We start from the raw sequence: 14,321 nt of genomic DNA on the forward strand, positions 1-14,321 counted from the left end.
GCCTAAGACCCAATCAGCTGTCACGATCATCACAGAAATCGGGCGCAGGAAACGGGTCGGAAGCACCGGCCCGATCTGAGATCCCAGTCCGTGAGCAGTCAGCTCATGGAAGAAAAGGATCGAGCCTTGACGACACTTCAGAACAAGACGCCATCGTGACGGGGGCAAGCTCCGGAATCGGCTATGCGACGGCCCGACTGTTCGCCAGGGAGGGTGCGAACGTCGTCGCCACCGCTCGGCGATCCGATGCGCTCGACGCGCTCGTGGCCGAGATCGAAAGCGACGGCGGGCATGCGGTCGCCGTCGCCGGCGATATCCGGGACGAAGCCCTGGCCAAGGCCCTTGTCGAAACCGCCATCGGGCGTTTCGGCGGGCTCGACATCGCGTTCAACAATGCGGGCACGAATGGGGAAATGGCACCTACGCCCGACGTGTCGCTTGCCGGCTGGAACGAGACGCTTTCGGTCAATCTCACGGGCGCTTTTCTCGGCGCCAAGCATCAGATCCCGGCCATGCTAGACCGGGGCGGAGGCTCCCTCATCTTCACCTCCACATTCGTCGGCTACACGGCAGGCATGCCGGGCGTCGCGGCCTATGCCGCGAGCAAATCGGGATTGATTGGGTTGACGCAATCCCTTGCCAGCGAGTTCGGGCCACGGGGTATTAGGGTCAATGCGCTCTTGCCGGGCGGCACGGACACGCCGTTGGCGGAGGCCTGGGTCAGCACCCCGGAAGCCCTTGCCTTCGTCGAGGGATTGCATGCCCTGAAGCGCAGGGCCCGTCCTGAAGAGATCGCCCGCACGGCGCTCTATCTCGCCTCTGACGCATCGAGCTTCACCACGGGTACGGCCCTGCTCGTCGACGGCGGCGTATCGATCAACCGGACCTGAATGCCGGGCACGAGGGCGCGCCCCTGCGCTCAGGATGCGGCAAAGGTCTCAAGAGCACCGCGGAGGACCACCGCCCTCATTCGATGCTCCGCTGAGGAGCCGTGAAACGATCATGGCCGGGACGAGCCCGGCCATGAAAGGAACAGAATTCGTGAAACGTGACCTCACCACATGTCGAGGGCGACCCGGGCCTCGTCGGACATGCGGCTCTGATCCCACGGCGGATCGAAGACCATGTTCACCTTGACGCTCTGGACGCCCTGGACGGCCGCGACGGCGTTCTCGACCCAACCGGGCATCTCGCCGGCGACCGGACAGCCCGGCGCGGTCAAGGTCATGTCGATGACCACGTTGCGGTCGTCGTCGATATCGACCCGGTAGATCAGGCCGAGTTCGTAGATGTCCGAGGGAATTTCCGGATCGTAGACGGTCTTGAGCGCGGCGATGATGTCGTCCGTCATGCGGTCGAGCTCTTCCGGCGGAATCGTCGAACCCGGCGACACCTGCGGCGCGTTGGGCCCATCCTGGGTCGGGGTCATGTCGTTCACAGGTCAATCCTCAAGCAAACAGGGCTTCGGCCTTCTGCAGGGCTTCAGCCAACTTATCGACTTCTTGCATGGTGTTGTAGAGGCCAAATGAGGCGCGACAGGTCGAGGTCGCGCCGAAGCGCTCCAGCAAGGGCATGGCGCAATGGGTGCCGGCCCGAACGGCCACGCCCTGACGGTCGATGATGGTCGCGACGTCATGGGCATGCGCGTTCTTCATCTCGAAGGCCAGGATGGCGCCCTTGCCCTTGGCGCGGCCGATGATCCGGACCGAGTTCATGGCCCCGAGGCGCTCGTGGGCGTAAGCCGAGAGCGCAGCCTCGTGGGCCTGAATGTTCTCGCGGCCAAGCTGCATCATGAAGCGCAGAGCCGCATCAAGGCCGATCGCCTCGATGATCGGGGGCGTGCCCGCCTCGAACCGGTGCGGCGGGTCGTTGTAGGTGATCGCGTCCTGCCTCACCTCGCGGATCATCTCGCCGCCGCCCGAATAGGGCGGCATCTTCGCGAGCCATTCGCGCTTGCCGTAGAGCACGCCGATGCCGGTGGGCCCATAGACCTTGTGGCCGGTGAAGACGTAGAAATCCGCATCGAGGTCGCGGACGTCCACCTGGAGGTGCACCGCGCCCTGGGCTCCGTCGATCAGCACCGGAACCCCATGCGAATGGGCGATGCGGATGATCTCCTTCGCGGGCGTCACGGTGCCGAGCACGTTCGACATGTGCGTGATGGCGACGATCTTGGTGCGCGGCGAGATAAGCTTCTCGAACTCGTCGAGGAGGAAGTTGCCCTCGTCGTCCACCGGAGCCCATTTGATCACCGCGCCCTTGCGCTCGCGCAGGAAATGCCACGGCACGATGTTGGAATGGTGCTCCATGATGGAGAGGATGATCTCGTCACCCTCGCCGATGTTCATCCGGCCGAAGGAATCCGCCACCAGGTTGTAGGCTTCCGTCGCCGATTTGGTGAACACGATCTCGTCGATGGACCCGGCATTGAGGAACTCCCGCACGGTTTCGCGCGCGCGCTCGAACCCCTCGGTGGCCACGTTCGCCATGTAATGCAGGCCGCGATGAACGTTGGAATAGCCCGTCTGCATGGTGTCAACCATGGCGTCGATCACGGCTTTCGGCTTCTGGGCCGAGGCGGCGTTATCGAGATAGACGAGCGGCTTGCCATAGACCTGCTGGCTTAGGATCGGAAACTCCGTCCGGATCGCTTCGACGTCGTATGGCTTCACTGGAGCGTTCATTGCCAAAACCGTTTCTCTGCCGTCATGGCCGGGCTCGTCCCGGCCACCCACGTTTTCCCACGTCGGCGCGAAGCAAGGACGTGGATGCCCGGCACAAGGCCGGGCATGACGAGGAGGGTTATGCTCGCGCCTTCAGCCAGCCCTCGACCGTGCCGACGAGCGCCTCGCGGACGGCTTCGTTCTCCACGAACTCCAGCGCCTCGCCCAGGAAGGCCTGAACCAGGAGGCTTTCGGCCTCCTTCTTCGGCAGGCCGCGGGCCATGAGGTAGAACAGAAGGTCCTCGTCGAGCTGGCCGCAGGTGGCGCCGTGGGCGCACTGGACGTCGTCGGCGAAGATTTCGAGCTCGGGCTTGTTGTTCATGGAGCCGCCCTCCTCCAGGAGGAGCGCCGCCGACATCATCCGCCCGTCGGTCTTCTGGGCGTGATGTGGAACGATGATCTTGCCCTGGAAGACGCCGGTCGCCTCGTTGTCGATGACCGTTTTGAACAGCTCGCGGCTCTCGCAATGAGGAGCCCCGTGCTCGACCACGAGGGTCGAGTCGCCGTGCTGCGAACCCTTGAGCATCGTCGTGCCGTTGACGCGCAGGTTGGTGTTCTCACCGTTGAGAACGGCGAACACCTGATGGCGCGAGGTTGCCGAACCGGCCGTCACGTTGATGCTGTTGAACACCGCCTCGCCGCCGATCTTCGCCGCGAGCGTCGACAGGGCAAGCGCCTTGTCGCCCTCGGCATTGACGCGCACGTGCTGCACATTGGTGCGATCGCCCGCGATCATCTCCACCACGTCGTTCGGCTGGTGGTTGGCGCCGTCGGTGCTCTCGTGGGTTTCGAGCAGGGTCACGGAGGCGCCCTCCTCGACGACCACGAGCACGCGCGTCGCCGTGGCGACTGCAGCGTTCGATGCCGTCACGAAGCGCAGGTGAACCGGACGCTCCACGGCGCCGGCCACGCGGATCATGACGCCGTCGGCCATGAAGGACGTGTTGAGCTGGTAGACCGGGTTGTCGTTCGCCCACGGCACCGGGCTCAAGCGGGACAGCCACTCGTGACCGTTCGCCATCGCTTCCGCCAGCGGAACGATCTCGACGTTCTCGGGAAGATTATGGAAGTCCACCGCATCGCGCACGAAATGGCCGTTCACGAACGGCACCTGAAGCGCATCGACGCCCGAAAGAGCCTTGGCATTCGCTAGAGCCGTCCTGGACTCTTCGGCCGAGGGAGCCTCGGCGAAAGGCGCGACCTCACGCAGGAGGGCCCGCAGGTCGGTGTACTTGAACTCCTCGACCCGGCGGTGCGGAAGACCGCGCGAGTTGAACTGCTCGAAGGCCTGAGCGCGCGCTTCCCCGTTGCCGGGCAAAGCGGTCTTCGCGCTCTCGAAAGCCTGCACCAGCGCGGTTTCCGCCGGCGTCTTCATGAGGGTCACGTCAGCCATCTCAGGCGGCCTCGCTTTCCCGGTAATCGGCATAGCCGTTGGCCTCGAGCTCGAGCGCCAGCTCCTTGCCGCCCGTCTTCACGATCCGGCCCGCATGCATCACGTGCACCGTATCCGGCACGATGTGGTTCAGGAGGCGCTGGTAGTGCGTGATGACCAGGAAGGCGCGGTCGGGCGAGCGCAGGGCGTTCACGCCCTCGGACACGATGCGCAGGGCGTCGATGTCGAGGCCGGAATCGGTCTCGTCCAGGATGCAGAAGGTCGGCTGGAGCAGCGCCATCTGCAGGATTTCCATGCGCTTCTTCTCGCCGCCGGAGAAGCCGACATTGAGGGCGCGCTTGAGCATGTCCTTCGGGATCTCGAGCTGCTGGGCGGCGGCGTTCACACGCTTGATGAAGTCCGGGGTGGTCAGCTCCTCCTCACCGCGCGCCTTGCGCTGGGCGTTGAGGGTGGCCTTCAGGAAGGTCATCGAGGCGACGCCCGGGATCTCCAGCGGATACTGGAAGGCCAGGAACACGCCGGCGGCGGCGCGCTGATCCGGCTCCATCTCCAGCAGGTTCTGGCCATCGAGCAGGATCTCGCCGTCGAGAACCTCGTAGTCCTCCTTGCCGGCGATCACGTACGAGAGGGTCGACTTGCCGGAGCCGTTCGGACCCATGATGGCGGCCACTTCTCCCTTGTTCACGGTGAGGTTGAGGCCGTTGAGAATGCGCTTGTCCTCGATCTGGACGACGAGATTCTTGATTTCGAGCATTGTGATTTTCCTAAACCCTCATCCTCAGGAGCGCGCTTCCAGCGCGCGTCTCGAAGGATGACTTCAGCGAGACGCCCCTCGTCCTTCGCGACGCCGCCTTCGGCGGCTCCTCGGGATGAGGGGCTATGTGGCGATTAACCGACCGAGCCTTCCAGCGAGATCGAGATCAGCTTCTGCGCCTCGACGGCGAACTCCATGGGGAGCTGCTGCAGGACGTCCTTCACGAAGCCGTTCACGATGAGCGCCGTCGCCTCCTCTTCAGAGAGGCCGCGCTGCTGGCAGTAGAACATCTGATCTTCGGAGATCTTCGATGTGGTCGCCTCGTGCTCGAACACGGCGGTGGCGTTCTTCGACTCGATGTAGGGCACCGTATGCGCGCCGCATTGGTTGCCGATGAGGAGCGAGTCGCAGTTCGTGAAGTTGCGCGCGCCGGTCGCCTTGCGGTGAGCGGACACGAGGCCGCGATAGGTGTTTTCGGACCGGCCTGCCGCGATGCCCTTCGAAATGATCCGACTCGTGGTGTTCTTGCCGAGATGGATCATCTTGGTGCCGGAATCGACCTGCTGCATGCCGTTCGACACGGCGATCGAGTAGAACTCGCCGCGCGAATTGTCGCCGCGCAGGATGCAGGACGGATACTTCCACGTGATCGCGGAGCCCGTCTCCACCTGAGTCCAGGTGATGACCGAGTTCTTGCCCCGGCAATCGCCGCGCTTGGTCACGAAGTTGTAGATGCCGCCCCGGCCCTCGGCATCGCCCGGATACCAGTTCTGGACCGTGGAATACTTGATCTCGGCATCGTCGAGGGCGATCAGCTCGACCACGGCGGCGTGAAGCTGGTTCTCGTCACGCTTGGGCGCCGTGCAGCCTTCGAGATAGGAAACGTAGGAGCCCTTGTCGGCGATGATCAGGGTGCGCTCGAACTGGCCCGTGTTCTTCTCGTTGATGCGGAAATAGGTCGACAGCTCCATCGGGCAGCGGACGCCCGGCGGGATGTAGACGAACGAACCGTCGGTGAACACGGCCGAGTTCAGGGTGGCGAAGAAGTTGTCCGTCACCGGAACGACCGAGCCGAGATACTGGCGCACGAGGTCCGGATATTCCCGGATGGCCTCCGAAATCGGCATGAAGATCACGCCGGCCTTGGCGAGCTCTTCCTTGAAGGTCGTGGCGACCGAGACGCTGTCGAACACCGCGTCCACGGCGACCCGGCGCTCCGGCTCGACGCCGGCCAGGATCTCCTGCTCGCGCAGCGGAATGCCGAGCTTCTCATAGGTCTTGAGAATCTCCGGATCCACCTCGTCGAGGGATTTCGGGGCCGGGTTCTTCTTCGGCGCCGCATAATAGTAGATGTCGTTGTAGTCGATCTTGTCGTACGACACGCGCGCCCAGCTCGGCTCCTTCATGGTGAGCCAGCGCTTGTAGGCGTCGAGACGCCACTGGAGCATCCATTCCGGCTCGCCCTTCTTGGCCGAGATGAAGCGGATCACGTCCTCGGAAAGGCCCTTCGGTGCCTTCTCCATCTCGACTTCGGTCTCGAAGCCGTACTTGTACTGATCGACGTCGATCAAACGGACCTGATCGATCGTTTCCTGCACTGCAGGCATCTGTCTCTCCCACCGCTCACGGCTTCAAGGGCCGCGGGTTGATGACTGAAGGAATTCGAACCGGCTCAATCAGGCCGCGCTCGCCTTCCGCTTATATAAGGTGCCGACCACCCTTTCGCACGCCTCCGCAAAGCGGATCACGTCCTCTTTCGTGGTCGACCACCCCAAACTCACACGCAAAACACCCTCGGCGAGGGTCGGCTCCACGCCCATGGCGTCGAGCACATGCGATCGCTTGACCTTTCCGGACGAGCATGCCGAACCGGACGACAGGGCCACGCCTGCCAGATCGAAAGCGATCAGTGCCGTCTCGGCCTTGAGGCCGGGTATGGCAAAGGCGAAGGTGTTAGGCAACCTTTCCGCAGCGGAAGCCACAACAAGTGCATCCGGTGCGATCCGTCGAACCTGCGCCTCGGCCTCGTCGCGCAGCCCTCGAAGCCGCTCCGCCTCGTCTTCGAGGTCTGCAAGCGCCCCTTCGGCCGCAGCACCGAAGCCCGCGATGGCCGCCACGTTTTCGGTGCCGGCCCTGAAACCCTTCTCCTGCCCACCGCCACGGACCAGCTTGTCGCCGATCTCGAACTGGTCGGAGGCCAGAATCAGGGCCCCAATCCCCTTCGGGCCGCCGAGCTTGTGGGCGGACAGGGTCATCGCATCGATCCCCAGGGCGGCGATATCGACCGGGATCCGGCCGGCCGCCTGGACCGCGTCGGTGTGGATCAGGCTGCCACGCTCGTGAACCAGCCGGGCTGCTTCCGCCACCGGCTGCAGCACGCCGGTCTCGTTGTTGGCGAGCTGGATCGAGAGGAGAACGCGCTCATCGCCGAACTTGTCCAGTTGGGCCCTGAGCCAGACGAGATCAAGGACGCCCTGGTCGTCGACTGGAATGGTGTCGACGTCGCCGTCAGGAAAGCGATGGCCGTTGAGGACGCAGGGATGCTCGGCTGCCCCCACCAGAAGCCTCGCCGCTCCCGCCTGCCCCAGGCGGCGGAAGCCCGGCGTCAAGACAAGGTTGGCCGCTTCTGTGCCGCCGCTCGTGAAGACGACATTCTTCGCCCTGGCGCCGACGAGGCGCGCCACCTTGTCCCGAGCCTTCTCGATTTCGGCACGCGCGGCCCGGCCCTCGGCATGAACGGAAGAAGCATTTCCGGGAAGCTGGAGCGCGCGCAAAACCGTCTCCGCAACCTCCGGCCTCAGGGGCGAAGTCGCGTTATGATCAAGATAGGTGCGCGGGCTGAACGTCATAGCTGCCCAGAGGCCTCACGAAATTCTTGCAATCGACCCTGGTTGCCGTGCTAAAGCACCCCAACCACATCTGTCCCGTGTTTCTCCCGAGAGCCGTCGTCGCGCGGATCGATGAAACATTGGAACACTTTAGAATAATTCTAAGGGTTCTTTTATGAGAATCCGCGACCTGAAGTCAAGGTCGTGTCAGGGTTTTTCCCTCTCCGAGGAGAGGTGATCAAGAGGTTCGCGTTTATGCCTGAAGTCATCTTCACGGGTCCTGCCGGTCGCATCGAGGGGCGTTACCAGCCTGCCAAGGAGAAGGGCGCGCCCATCGCCATCATCCTGCACCCGCACCCGCAATTCGGCGGGACGATGAACAACCAGATCGTCTACAACCTCTATTATGATTTCGTGAAGCGCGGCTTCTCGGTCCTGCGCTTCAACTTCCGCGGCGTCGGCCGCAGCCAGGGCGCCTTCGACCACGGCCAGGGCGAGCTTTCTGACGCCGCTGCGGCTCTCGACTGGGCTCAGGCCATGAACCCGGATGCGCGCGCCTGCTGGATCGCCGGCGTGTCCTTCGGCGCCTGGATCGGCATGCAGCTCCTCATGCGCCGCCCGGAAATCGAGGGCTTCATCTCGATCGCCGCCATGGCGAACCGCTACGATTTCTCGTTCCTCGCCCCCTGCCCGTCCTCCGGCCTGTTCGTGCACGGCTCGGAAGACCGGGTCGCCCCGGTTAAGGACGTGGTCAGCGTCATCGAGAAGGTGAAGACCCAGAAGGGCGTCAAGCTCGAGCATGCGGTCATCGAGGGCGCCAACCACTTCTTCGACGGCAAGGTCGACGAGCTGATGGTGTCCGTCGACGAATACCTCGACAAGCGCCTGGGAGCGACGGCTGCCGCGGCAGAAGCGTCGGAATAAGAGCTCTGGGAAAGGCCATGCGGGATCGTCCTCCTGGCCTTTCCGCTTCCCTCAAGACGATCGATCAGAGACGAGAGCCGCGATGAACGCGCCCCGATCCGAATTCCTCAAGGTCCTTACCGAGCGAGGCTTCATCCACCAGACCTCCGATTTCGACGGAGTGGATACGGCCGCCCTCGAGAGCCGACTGACGACCTATGTCGGGTACGACTGCACCGGCCCGTCGCTCCATGTCGGCCACCTGCTTTCCATCATGATGCTGCACTGGCTCCAGAAGACGGGCGCCGGCAGGCCGATCACGCTCATGGGCGGGGGCACGACCAGAGTAGGCGACCCCTCGGGCAAGGACGAGAGCCGCAAGCTCCTGACCGTCGAGCAGATCGAGGCCAACAAGGACAGCATCAGGACCGTCTTCTCGCGCTTCATTTCCTTCGGCGACGGCAAGACCGACGCGATGATGGTCGATAATGCCGAGTGGCTGACCAAGCTCAACTACATCGATTTCCTGCGCGACGTGGGCCGGCATTTCTCGGTCAACCGCATGCTCTCCTTCGACAGCGTGAAGCTGCGCCTCGACCGGGAGCACGAGCTGTCGTTCCTGGAATTCAACTACATGATCCTCCAGGCCTACGACTTCGTGGAGCTCAACAAGCGCTACGGCTGCGTGCTGCAGATGGGCGGCTCGGACCAGTGGGGCAACATCGTCAACGGCATCGATCTCGGCCGCCGCCTCGGCACGCCGCAGCTCTACGCGGTCACCTGCCCGCTCCTGACGACGGCGTCCGGCGCCAAGATGGGCAAGACGGCCTCCGGGGCGGTCTGGCTCAACGCCGACATGCTGAGCCCCTACGATTACTGGCAGTTCTGGCGCAACACCGAGGATGCGGATGTGGGCCGCTTCCTGAAGCTCTTCACCATCCTGCCGATGGATGAGATCGCCAAGCTCTCCGCCCTCCAGGGCGCGGAGATCAATGAGGCGAAGAAGATTCTCGCAACGGAAGCCACGGCCCTCCTCCATGGCCGCGAGGCCGCGCTGCTCGCCGCCGAGACCGCCCAGAAGACCTTCGAGCAGGGCGCGCTGGCCGAGAGCCTGCCGACCGTCGAGGTACAGTCCGGCATCCTGCAGGAAGGCCTCGGCGTGCTGACGGCCTTCGGGCCGGATTATGCGAAGCTCGTGCCCTCGTCGAGCGAAGCCCGTCGCCAGGTGAAGAGCGGCGGCCTGAAGGTCAATGACGAGACGGTTTCGGACGAGCGCGCCACGCTGGGCCTGTCCGACCTGACGAGCGAAGGCGTGATCAAGCTGTCCTTCGGCAAGAAGAAGCACGTCCTTCTCCGCGCCGTCTGAGCGGTCGGGATCGGATCGAAGACAAGGAAAAGGCGCTGCGATGATTGCGGCGCCTTTCTCGTATCTGCTCTGCGAGACTGATTCCGGGTTCGCCTGCCACGTCCCGGACGTCCACCATGTCATCACCGGGCTCGTAGCAACGCAACCATCCCGGTGGAGTGACGATCAGCGCTTCATGGGATCATCGGAGCGAGCCCAGTGACGGCAAAGAGGGTCATCCGACGGATGCCCTCAACGCTCCGGCACGGTCGGAAGCGATCCCGTCTGAGGCTCCGTTGCCACGCCGAAAAGCTTGCGCAGGAAGCCGGGTGCGACGGCTGAAAGCGGATTGACCGTCAGGGAAGGCGAGCTTGCCTGTCCGTTCAGGCGGAAATTGACCGCGAACAATCCCTCGTATTGCCCCCCACCCAGAAGAGGCCCGAAGAGCGGCACCTGGGCGAACACGTTGTTGAGGCCATAAGCCGGCACGAAAGTACCGGCGATGTCGAGCCGGTCGCGGGCATAATCGATGAAACCGCCAAGCGTGAACCCGATCTGGTTGCCCCAGATGGCCGCGTCCTTGAAGTCGAGCCGACCGGCATTGCGGGTGAATTCGAAGCGCGCCTTGGTGAATTGCACCTCGTTCACGTCCACGCGGACCGTCTGCGGATTGCCGGCCCGGTCCTGCCCGGCGACGATCTGGGTCTGGGTCGGGATGATCCGGCGTAGGGCCGGCTCGTTGACCAGGGCGAACGAGCGCAGGATCACGTGCCCGGCCTGTGGGCCGTCGCCGGTGGCGAGCTGAAGAATGAGATCGCCCCCGGACATGCGCCGGTAGACGTCGGTGAAGCGCAGGAGCGCACCGGCATCCTCCGCCTGGAGGATCACCACCTGGTTACCCGCATCCGGCATGGTGCGCCCGATGACGTCGGTCGCGCCGAGGCGTCCCTTCATGTCGAGCTGGCGCAGGTTGTCCTTGCGCATGGAGGCCTTGATCACCGCATTGGTGATCGCTTCCTCGTTGTATCCGGTGAGGATGTTCAGGTTGAGGTCGAGGTCGAAATCCTTGCTGTCCTTCTGAGCCGCCGCATTCCGGCCGGACCCGGCGGAGCCCGTGGCTCCGCCTTTCAGGAAGGGACGGGCGTCGCCCACATTGCCTCGGATCGCGACCTTGTAGACGTTGTTGGCGCGCTCGATCTGGGCGCGCATGTCATCGCCCGGCGAGAGTTTGAACGTCGAGAGTTCGGCCTTCTCGAGGCCGCCCTCGCCCGTGAGCACCGCATTGCCCTTCAACTGCACTGCGCCGCTCTCGAGGACGAGATCCCGAATCTCGTTGGTCGGTCCCTCGACCATGGTGAAGGTCAGCTTGCCCGGCCGCCCGACCGGCTTTACCCATCCGGGGATCAGCTGATCGACGCCGGCCTTGGCGAGATCCGCCTCGACGAGGATGTTCGACGGAGCGGAGGCGCCGAGAGGCAGGCTCGCCTTCAGCCCGACCGTTCCGGTGAGTTGGGAACCGAAGGAGAGCCCTCGCCGGACACGGGCCGCCTCGTCGAGGGAGAACGCGACGCTGGCCTGACCACCCTGCCTGTTCTTCTGCAGCTCGATGGCGGCTTGGCTTCCGGCGAGCTTGCCGTCGCCCTTGAGGGCAAGCTCGCCCTTGTCGTAAGTGATCGTGAGGTTGGCGCCTTCGAGGCGGTCCTTGCCGAAGAACTTGTCGACGCCGAAATCGGTGACCGTTCCGCTGACCTTCAGGGGCAGGTCGGGGAAGGCAGGAATGTCGTTGACAGGCAGCCCGATGCCGACACGCATATCCGCCTTGCCCTTCATGGTCGCGGGATCGATGTTGAAGCCTGCGATTTCCTTGATGCGCGGCTCCAACAGCAGAGCGCCCAAGCCGTCGGCTCCGCCGCTGAGGCGGAAGTCGATGCGGGCGAGCGCTTTGTCGGCCCAGTAATTGTCCAGGATGAAAGCCCCGTCGGAGGCCGTCAGCGAGCGGCCTTCCGCCATCTGGACCAACCCGGTCGACGCGCGCACGCCGACCGCCTTGCCGGTCACGCGTCCATTCACGTTCATGCCCGAGATCGGCGGCAGACCGTCGGCGACATGGAGCGTGCCATCGGAGATAGCGAAATCGATCTTCAGGGACTCGGGCGGCGTCGGGCCGCCCGTAACGGCCTTTGCGATGTCAGCGCCGCTCATCGCCACCTTGAGGTCGATGGCGTCCAGCATTCCCGCCTTCAGGTTGGAGACGAGAAACCTCCGGACGGGAGGGGCGACGGCCTCGGGCCAGATGCGCAGGGCGGAGCGGATGTTCGTCTTGTCGGCATGCACGTCCAGGTGAAGGCCCTTCGGGTCGGCGGAGGCCCCTAGTAGACCGGAGATGCGGGCCGACAGCTCGGGACCCTTCAGGGTGACGCTGTTGATCGTGACCCCGTCCGGCCCGGACAGGTCGGCGGCGAACTCGCTCACTTGAAGCGGGCGATCGCCCGCCGTCGCGCCGGACCACTGGAGATCGCGGCCGCTGAGCGACAAGCGCCACGGCTTGTCGGCGATGTGCGTCGCGAGACGTCCCTGGAGCTGCAGCTTCGTATCGCCGCCCTTCAGGTCGAGCTGCTGGAGCTCGAGAGCCTTCTCGGCTTCGTTCCACCGCGCCTCGATCGTGGCGCGCTCGACCGGGAAAGGCGACGTGTCCTTGTCCTCGATCTGGAATGTCCCGGCATTGCTTTCGAGCCGAGTCTTCATCTCGGTGACGCGGCCCGACGCATAGGCGATGTCGAACCGGCCGGAGAATTCGATATCGGTGCTCGCCGGCAGCTCGGAGGCACCTGCGAGGAGGAGAATGTCCTTGATCGGCACTTCGCTTGCGACCACGCCGGCCCGGTAGGCGCCGTCGCCTTCCACGACGGCGTCGCCGTTCAGCTCCCAGGGGCCCTGATCCCCCTCCACCGTCGCGGCGAAGTGCCGTCCGCCCTTTTCCGTCCAGTCGAAGATGGCATCGACACGCTGGAACCTCGCCCGTTCCCGGCCGTCCGCATCGACGAAGACGAGGCGCGCATTGGTCAGCTCGGCTTGGCCGAGCGAGTTGAGAACACTCCCGGGGCCGACCATCAGCTCGAGCAGCGACCCGACGACGCCCGACACGGGGGAAGGACCATCGGCATCGCGCGCCAGGGATGCCGCGGCCTCCTTGGACGGCTCCGGCGCGACGGGCGGAGGCGAAGCGGCCGTCTCCCCCTCGGCGGCCTGGACGGGCGAGAAGGCGAGCGAGCCGTCCCGGTTCACGAGGACCCGCAATTGCATGTCGCGGACCGTGATGGCCTTGGGCTGAAGGTTGCCGGTCAGGAGAGACGTGAGATTGACGCTGAGGATCGCATAGGGAGCCTGCAGCACGAGATCGCCGCCGGGCGCCCGGATGTCGAGGCCGTTCGCCCTCAGGGCCGGTGAGCCGTCATGCAATTCGATGGCGGTGTTTCGAAGGGTCACCTGCCAGCCGGGACCGATCCGGGACGCGAGGGTTTCGGCAACCCGCTCGGGCAGGCGCCCGAAGCTCATGGGAGCCGCGGAGAGACGCAGGTAGAGCAGGCCGAACGCGACCACCAGGAAGACGACGAGGCCAAGCTTCACATAGAGAGTGCCACGAAGAACGCGTTTGAGTAGGCTCCGTTTGACCGGGTCTTGCCGGGACAACGTGGTGCGATATGGACGCTTCATTCTTGCGACGTTGGACAATCCGGTTCTTGCGCCTGGGCGCTTATGAGGGAATCAGAGAAGAGACCTTAACCGCCTCAGGTGCCTCCCGCGACCGTTCCCGTCAGTCGTGCACACCAGAGGTTTCCAAACAGTACATTCCGCCGAAAGGAAGGCGATTCATGCCTCTTACCATCGGAACCAAAGCCCCGGCCTTCTCCCTGCCTGCGACAGATGGTCGAGAGATCAGCCTCGACACCCTGAAGGGTCGCAAGGTCGTGCTGTATTTCTACCCCAAGGACGACACCAGCGGCTGCACCATGGAGGCGAAGGACTTCCAGGCGCTATGGAAGGATTTCGCCGCGGCCGACACCGAAATCGTAGGCGTCTCGCCGGACCCGATGAAGAGCCACGACAAGTTCCGCGCCAAGTACGGCCTCGATTTCTCCCTGGCGTCCGACGAGGCCAAGACCATGCTGGAGGCCTACGGCGTGTGGGTCGAGAAGAGCATGTATGGCCGCAAGTACATGGGCGTCGAGCGGACCACGGTGCTGATCGACAGCGAGGGCAACATCGCCCAGGTCTGGAACAAGGTGAAGGTGCAGGGCCACGCAGAGGAGGTTCTGACGGCTGCGAAGGCTCTCGTGGGGTAAACAGCCAAGCTCTTGCAGCTTTTGATAGAAAC

At 64.2% G+C, this 14,321-nt stretch carries 10 protein-coding genes and 1 pseudogene; 4 read left to right on the forward strand and 7 right to left on the reverse strand.

Features of this window, described 5'->3' with window-relative positions; translation table 11 throughout:
• Positions 1 to 149: 149 nt before the first annotated feature.
• A pseudogene (locus U0023_RS21535) lies at positions 150 to 890 on the forward strand (SDR family oxidoreductase); the annotation flags it as partial.
• Positions 891 to 1,054: 164 nt separating this feature from the next.
• On the opposite strand, the gene U0023_RS21540 reads toward U0023_RS21535, so the two are convergent.
• The 6 genes from U0023_RS21540 to U0023_RS21565 all read right to left on the reverse strand — a co-directional run bounded on the left by U0023_RS21540 (position 1,055) and on the right by U0023_RS21565 (position 7,719).
• Complete coding sequence (locus U0023_RS21540; RefSeq protein WP_040638363.1) at positions 1,055 to 1,429, reverse strand: SUF system Fe-S cluster assembly protein; 375 nt, start codon at positions 1,427 to 1,429, stop codon at positions 1,055 to 1,057.
• Positions 1,430 to 1,448: 19 nt separating this feature from the next.
• Positions 1,449 to 2,684 carry a cysteine desulfurase gene (locus U0023_RS21545; RefSeq protein ID WP_009490948.1) on the reverse strand — a complete coding sequence of 412 codons (1,236 nt, stop codon included), beginning with the start codon at positions 2,682 to 2,684 and terminating at the stop codon, positions 1,449 to 1,451.
• A gap of 118 nt (positions 2,685 to 2,802) precedes the next feature.
• Positions 2,803 to 4,116: a Fe-S cluster assembly protein SufD gene (gene sufD / locus U0023_RS21550; RefSeq protein ID WP_009490947.1), complete on the reverse strand. Its 1,314-nt coding sequence runs from the start codon at positions 4,114 to 4,116 to the stop codon at positions 2,803 to 2,805.
• Position 4,117: 1 nt separating this feature from the next.
• Positions 4,118 to 4,870 (reverse strand): Fe-S cluster assembly ATPase SufC, encoded by a 753-nt coding sequence (gene sufC, locus U0023_RS21555; protein WP_009490946.1) that lies wholly within the window; start codon positions 4,868 to 4,870, stop codon positions 4,118 to 4,120.
• A 134-nt stretch (positions 4,871 to 5,004) separates the two neighbouring features.
• Positions 5,005 to 6,477 (reverse strand): Fe-S cluster assembly protein SufB, encoded by a 1,473-nt coding sequence (sufB, locus tag U0023_RS21560; protein WP_009490945.1) that lies wholly within the window; start codon positions 6,475 to 6,477, stop codon positions 5,005 to 5,007.
• Between the two features lie 69 nt (positions 6,478 to 6,546).
• On the reverse strand, positions 6,547 to 7,719 hold the full coding sequence (locus tag U0023_RS21565; RefSeq protein ID WP_009490944.1) for a cysteine desulfurase family protein: 1,173 nt from the start codon (positions 7,717 to 7,719) through the stop codon (positions 6,547 to 6,549).
• A 234-nt stretch (positions 7,720 to 7,953) separates the two neighbouring features.
• Between U0023_RS21565 and U0023_RS21570 the strand changes: the two genes are divergently transcribed.
• Entirely contained in the window at positions 7,954 to 8,622 is a 669-nt protein-coding gene (locus U0023_RS21570) for an alpha/beta hydrolase (protein WP_009490943.1), read from the forward strand.
• An 82-nt stretch (positions 8,623 to 8,704) separates the two neighbouring features.
• Positions 8,705 to 9,967: a tyrosine--tRNA ligase gene (gene tyrS, locus U0023_RS21575; RefSeq protein WP_009490942.1), complete on the forward strand. Its 1,263-nt coding sequence runs from the start codon at positions 8,705 to 8,707 to the stop codon at positions 9,965 to 9,967.
• Between the two features lie 231 nt (positions 9,968 to 10,198).
• Here the strand turns inward: tyrS and U0023_RS21580 are convergent, their stop codons facing one another.
• The gene (locus tag U0023_RS21580) at positions 10,199 to 13,660 is read right to left on the reverse strand and encodes a YhdP family protein (RefSeq protein WP_009490940.1); all 3,462 of its coding nucleotides are present in this window, start codon (positions 13,658 to 13,660) and stop codon (positions 10,199 to 10,201) included.
• 158 nt (positions 13,661 to 13,818) lie between these two features.
• Between U0023_RS21580 and bcp the strand changes: the two genes are divergently transcribed.
• Entirely contained in the window at positions 13,819 to 14,289 is a 471-nt protein-coding gene (gene bcp / locus U0023_RS21585) for a thioredoxin-dependent thiol peroxidase (protein ID WP_009490939.1), read from the forward strand.
• Positions 14,290 to 14,321 lie beyond the last annotated feature (32 nt).

Origin of the sequence: Microvirga lotononidis (assembly GCF_034627025.1) — a bacterium.
GTDB lineage: Bacteria > Pseudomonadota > Alphaproteobacteria > Rhizobiales > Beijerinckiaceae > Microvirga > Microvirga lotononidis.

Bases quoted from the DNA above. Each gene is read 5' to 3' on its own strand.
- U0023_RS21570 (WP_009490943.1), top strand. From the start codon at position 7,954: ATGCCTGAAGTCATCTTCACGGGTCCTGCCGGTCGCATCGAGGGGCGT.
- sufD (WP_009490947.1), bottom strand. From the start codon at position 4,116: ATGGCTGACGTGACCCTCATGAAGACGCCGGCGGAAACCGCGCTGGTG.
- U0023_RS21580 (WP_009490940.1), bottom strand. From the start codon at position 13,660: ATGAAGCGTCCATATCGCACCACGTTGTCCCGGCAAGACCCGGTCAAA.
- U0023_RS21545 (WP_009490948.1), bottom strand. From the start codon at position 2,684: ATGAACGCTCCAGTGAAGCCATACGACGTCGAAGCGATCCGGACGGAG.
- sufB (WP_009490945.1), bottom strand. From the start codon at position 6,477: ATGCCTGCAGTGCAGGAAACGATCGATCAGGTCCGTTTGATCGACGTC.
- U0023_RS21565 (WP_009490944.1), bottom strand. From the start codon at position 7,719: ATGACGTTCAGCCCGCGCACCTATCTTGATCATAACGCGACTTCGCCC.
- tyrS (WP_009490942.1), top strand. From the start codon at position 8,705: ATGAACGCGCCCCGATCCGAATTCCTCAAGGTCCTTACCGAGCGAGGC.
- U0023_RS21540 (WP_040638363.1), bottom strand. From the start codon at position 1,429: ATGACCCCGACCCAGGATGGGCCCAACGCGCCGCAGGTGTCGCCGGGT.
- sufC (WP_009490946.1), bottom strand. From the start codon at position 4,870: ATGCTCGAAATCAAGAATCTCGTCGTCCAGATCGAGGACAAGCGCATT.
- bcp (WP_009490939.1), top strand. From the start codon at position 13,819: ATGCCTCTTACCATCGGAACCAAAGCCCCGGCCTTCTCCCTGCCTGCG.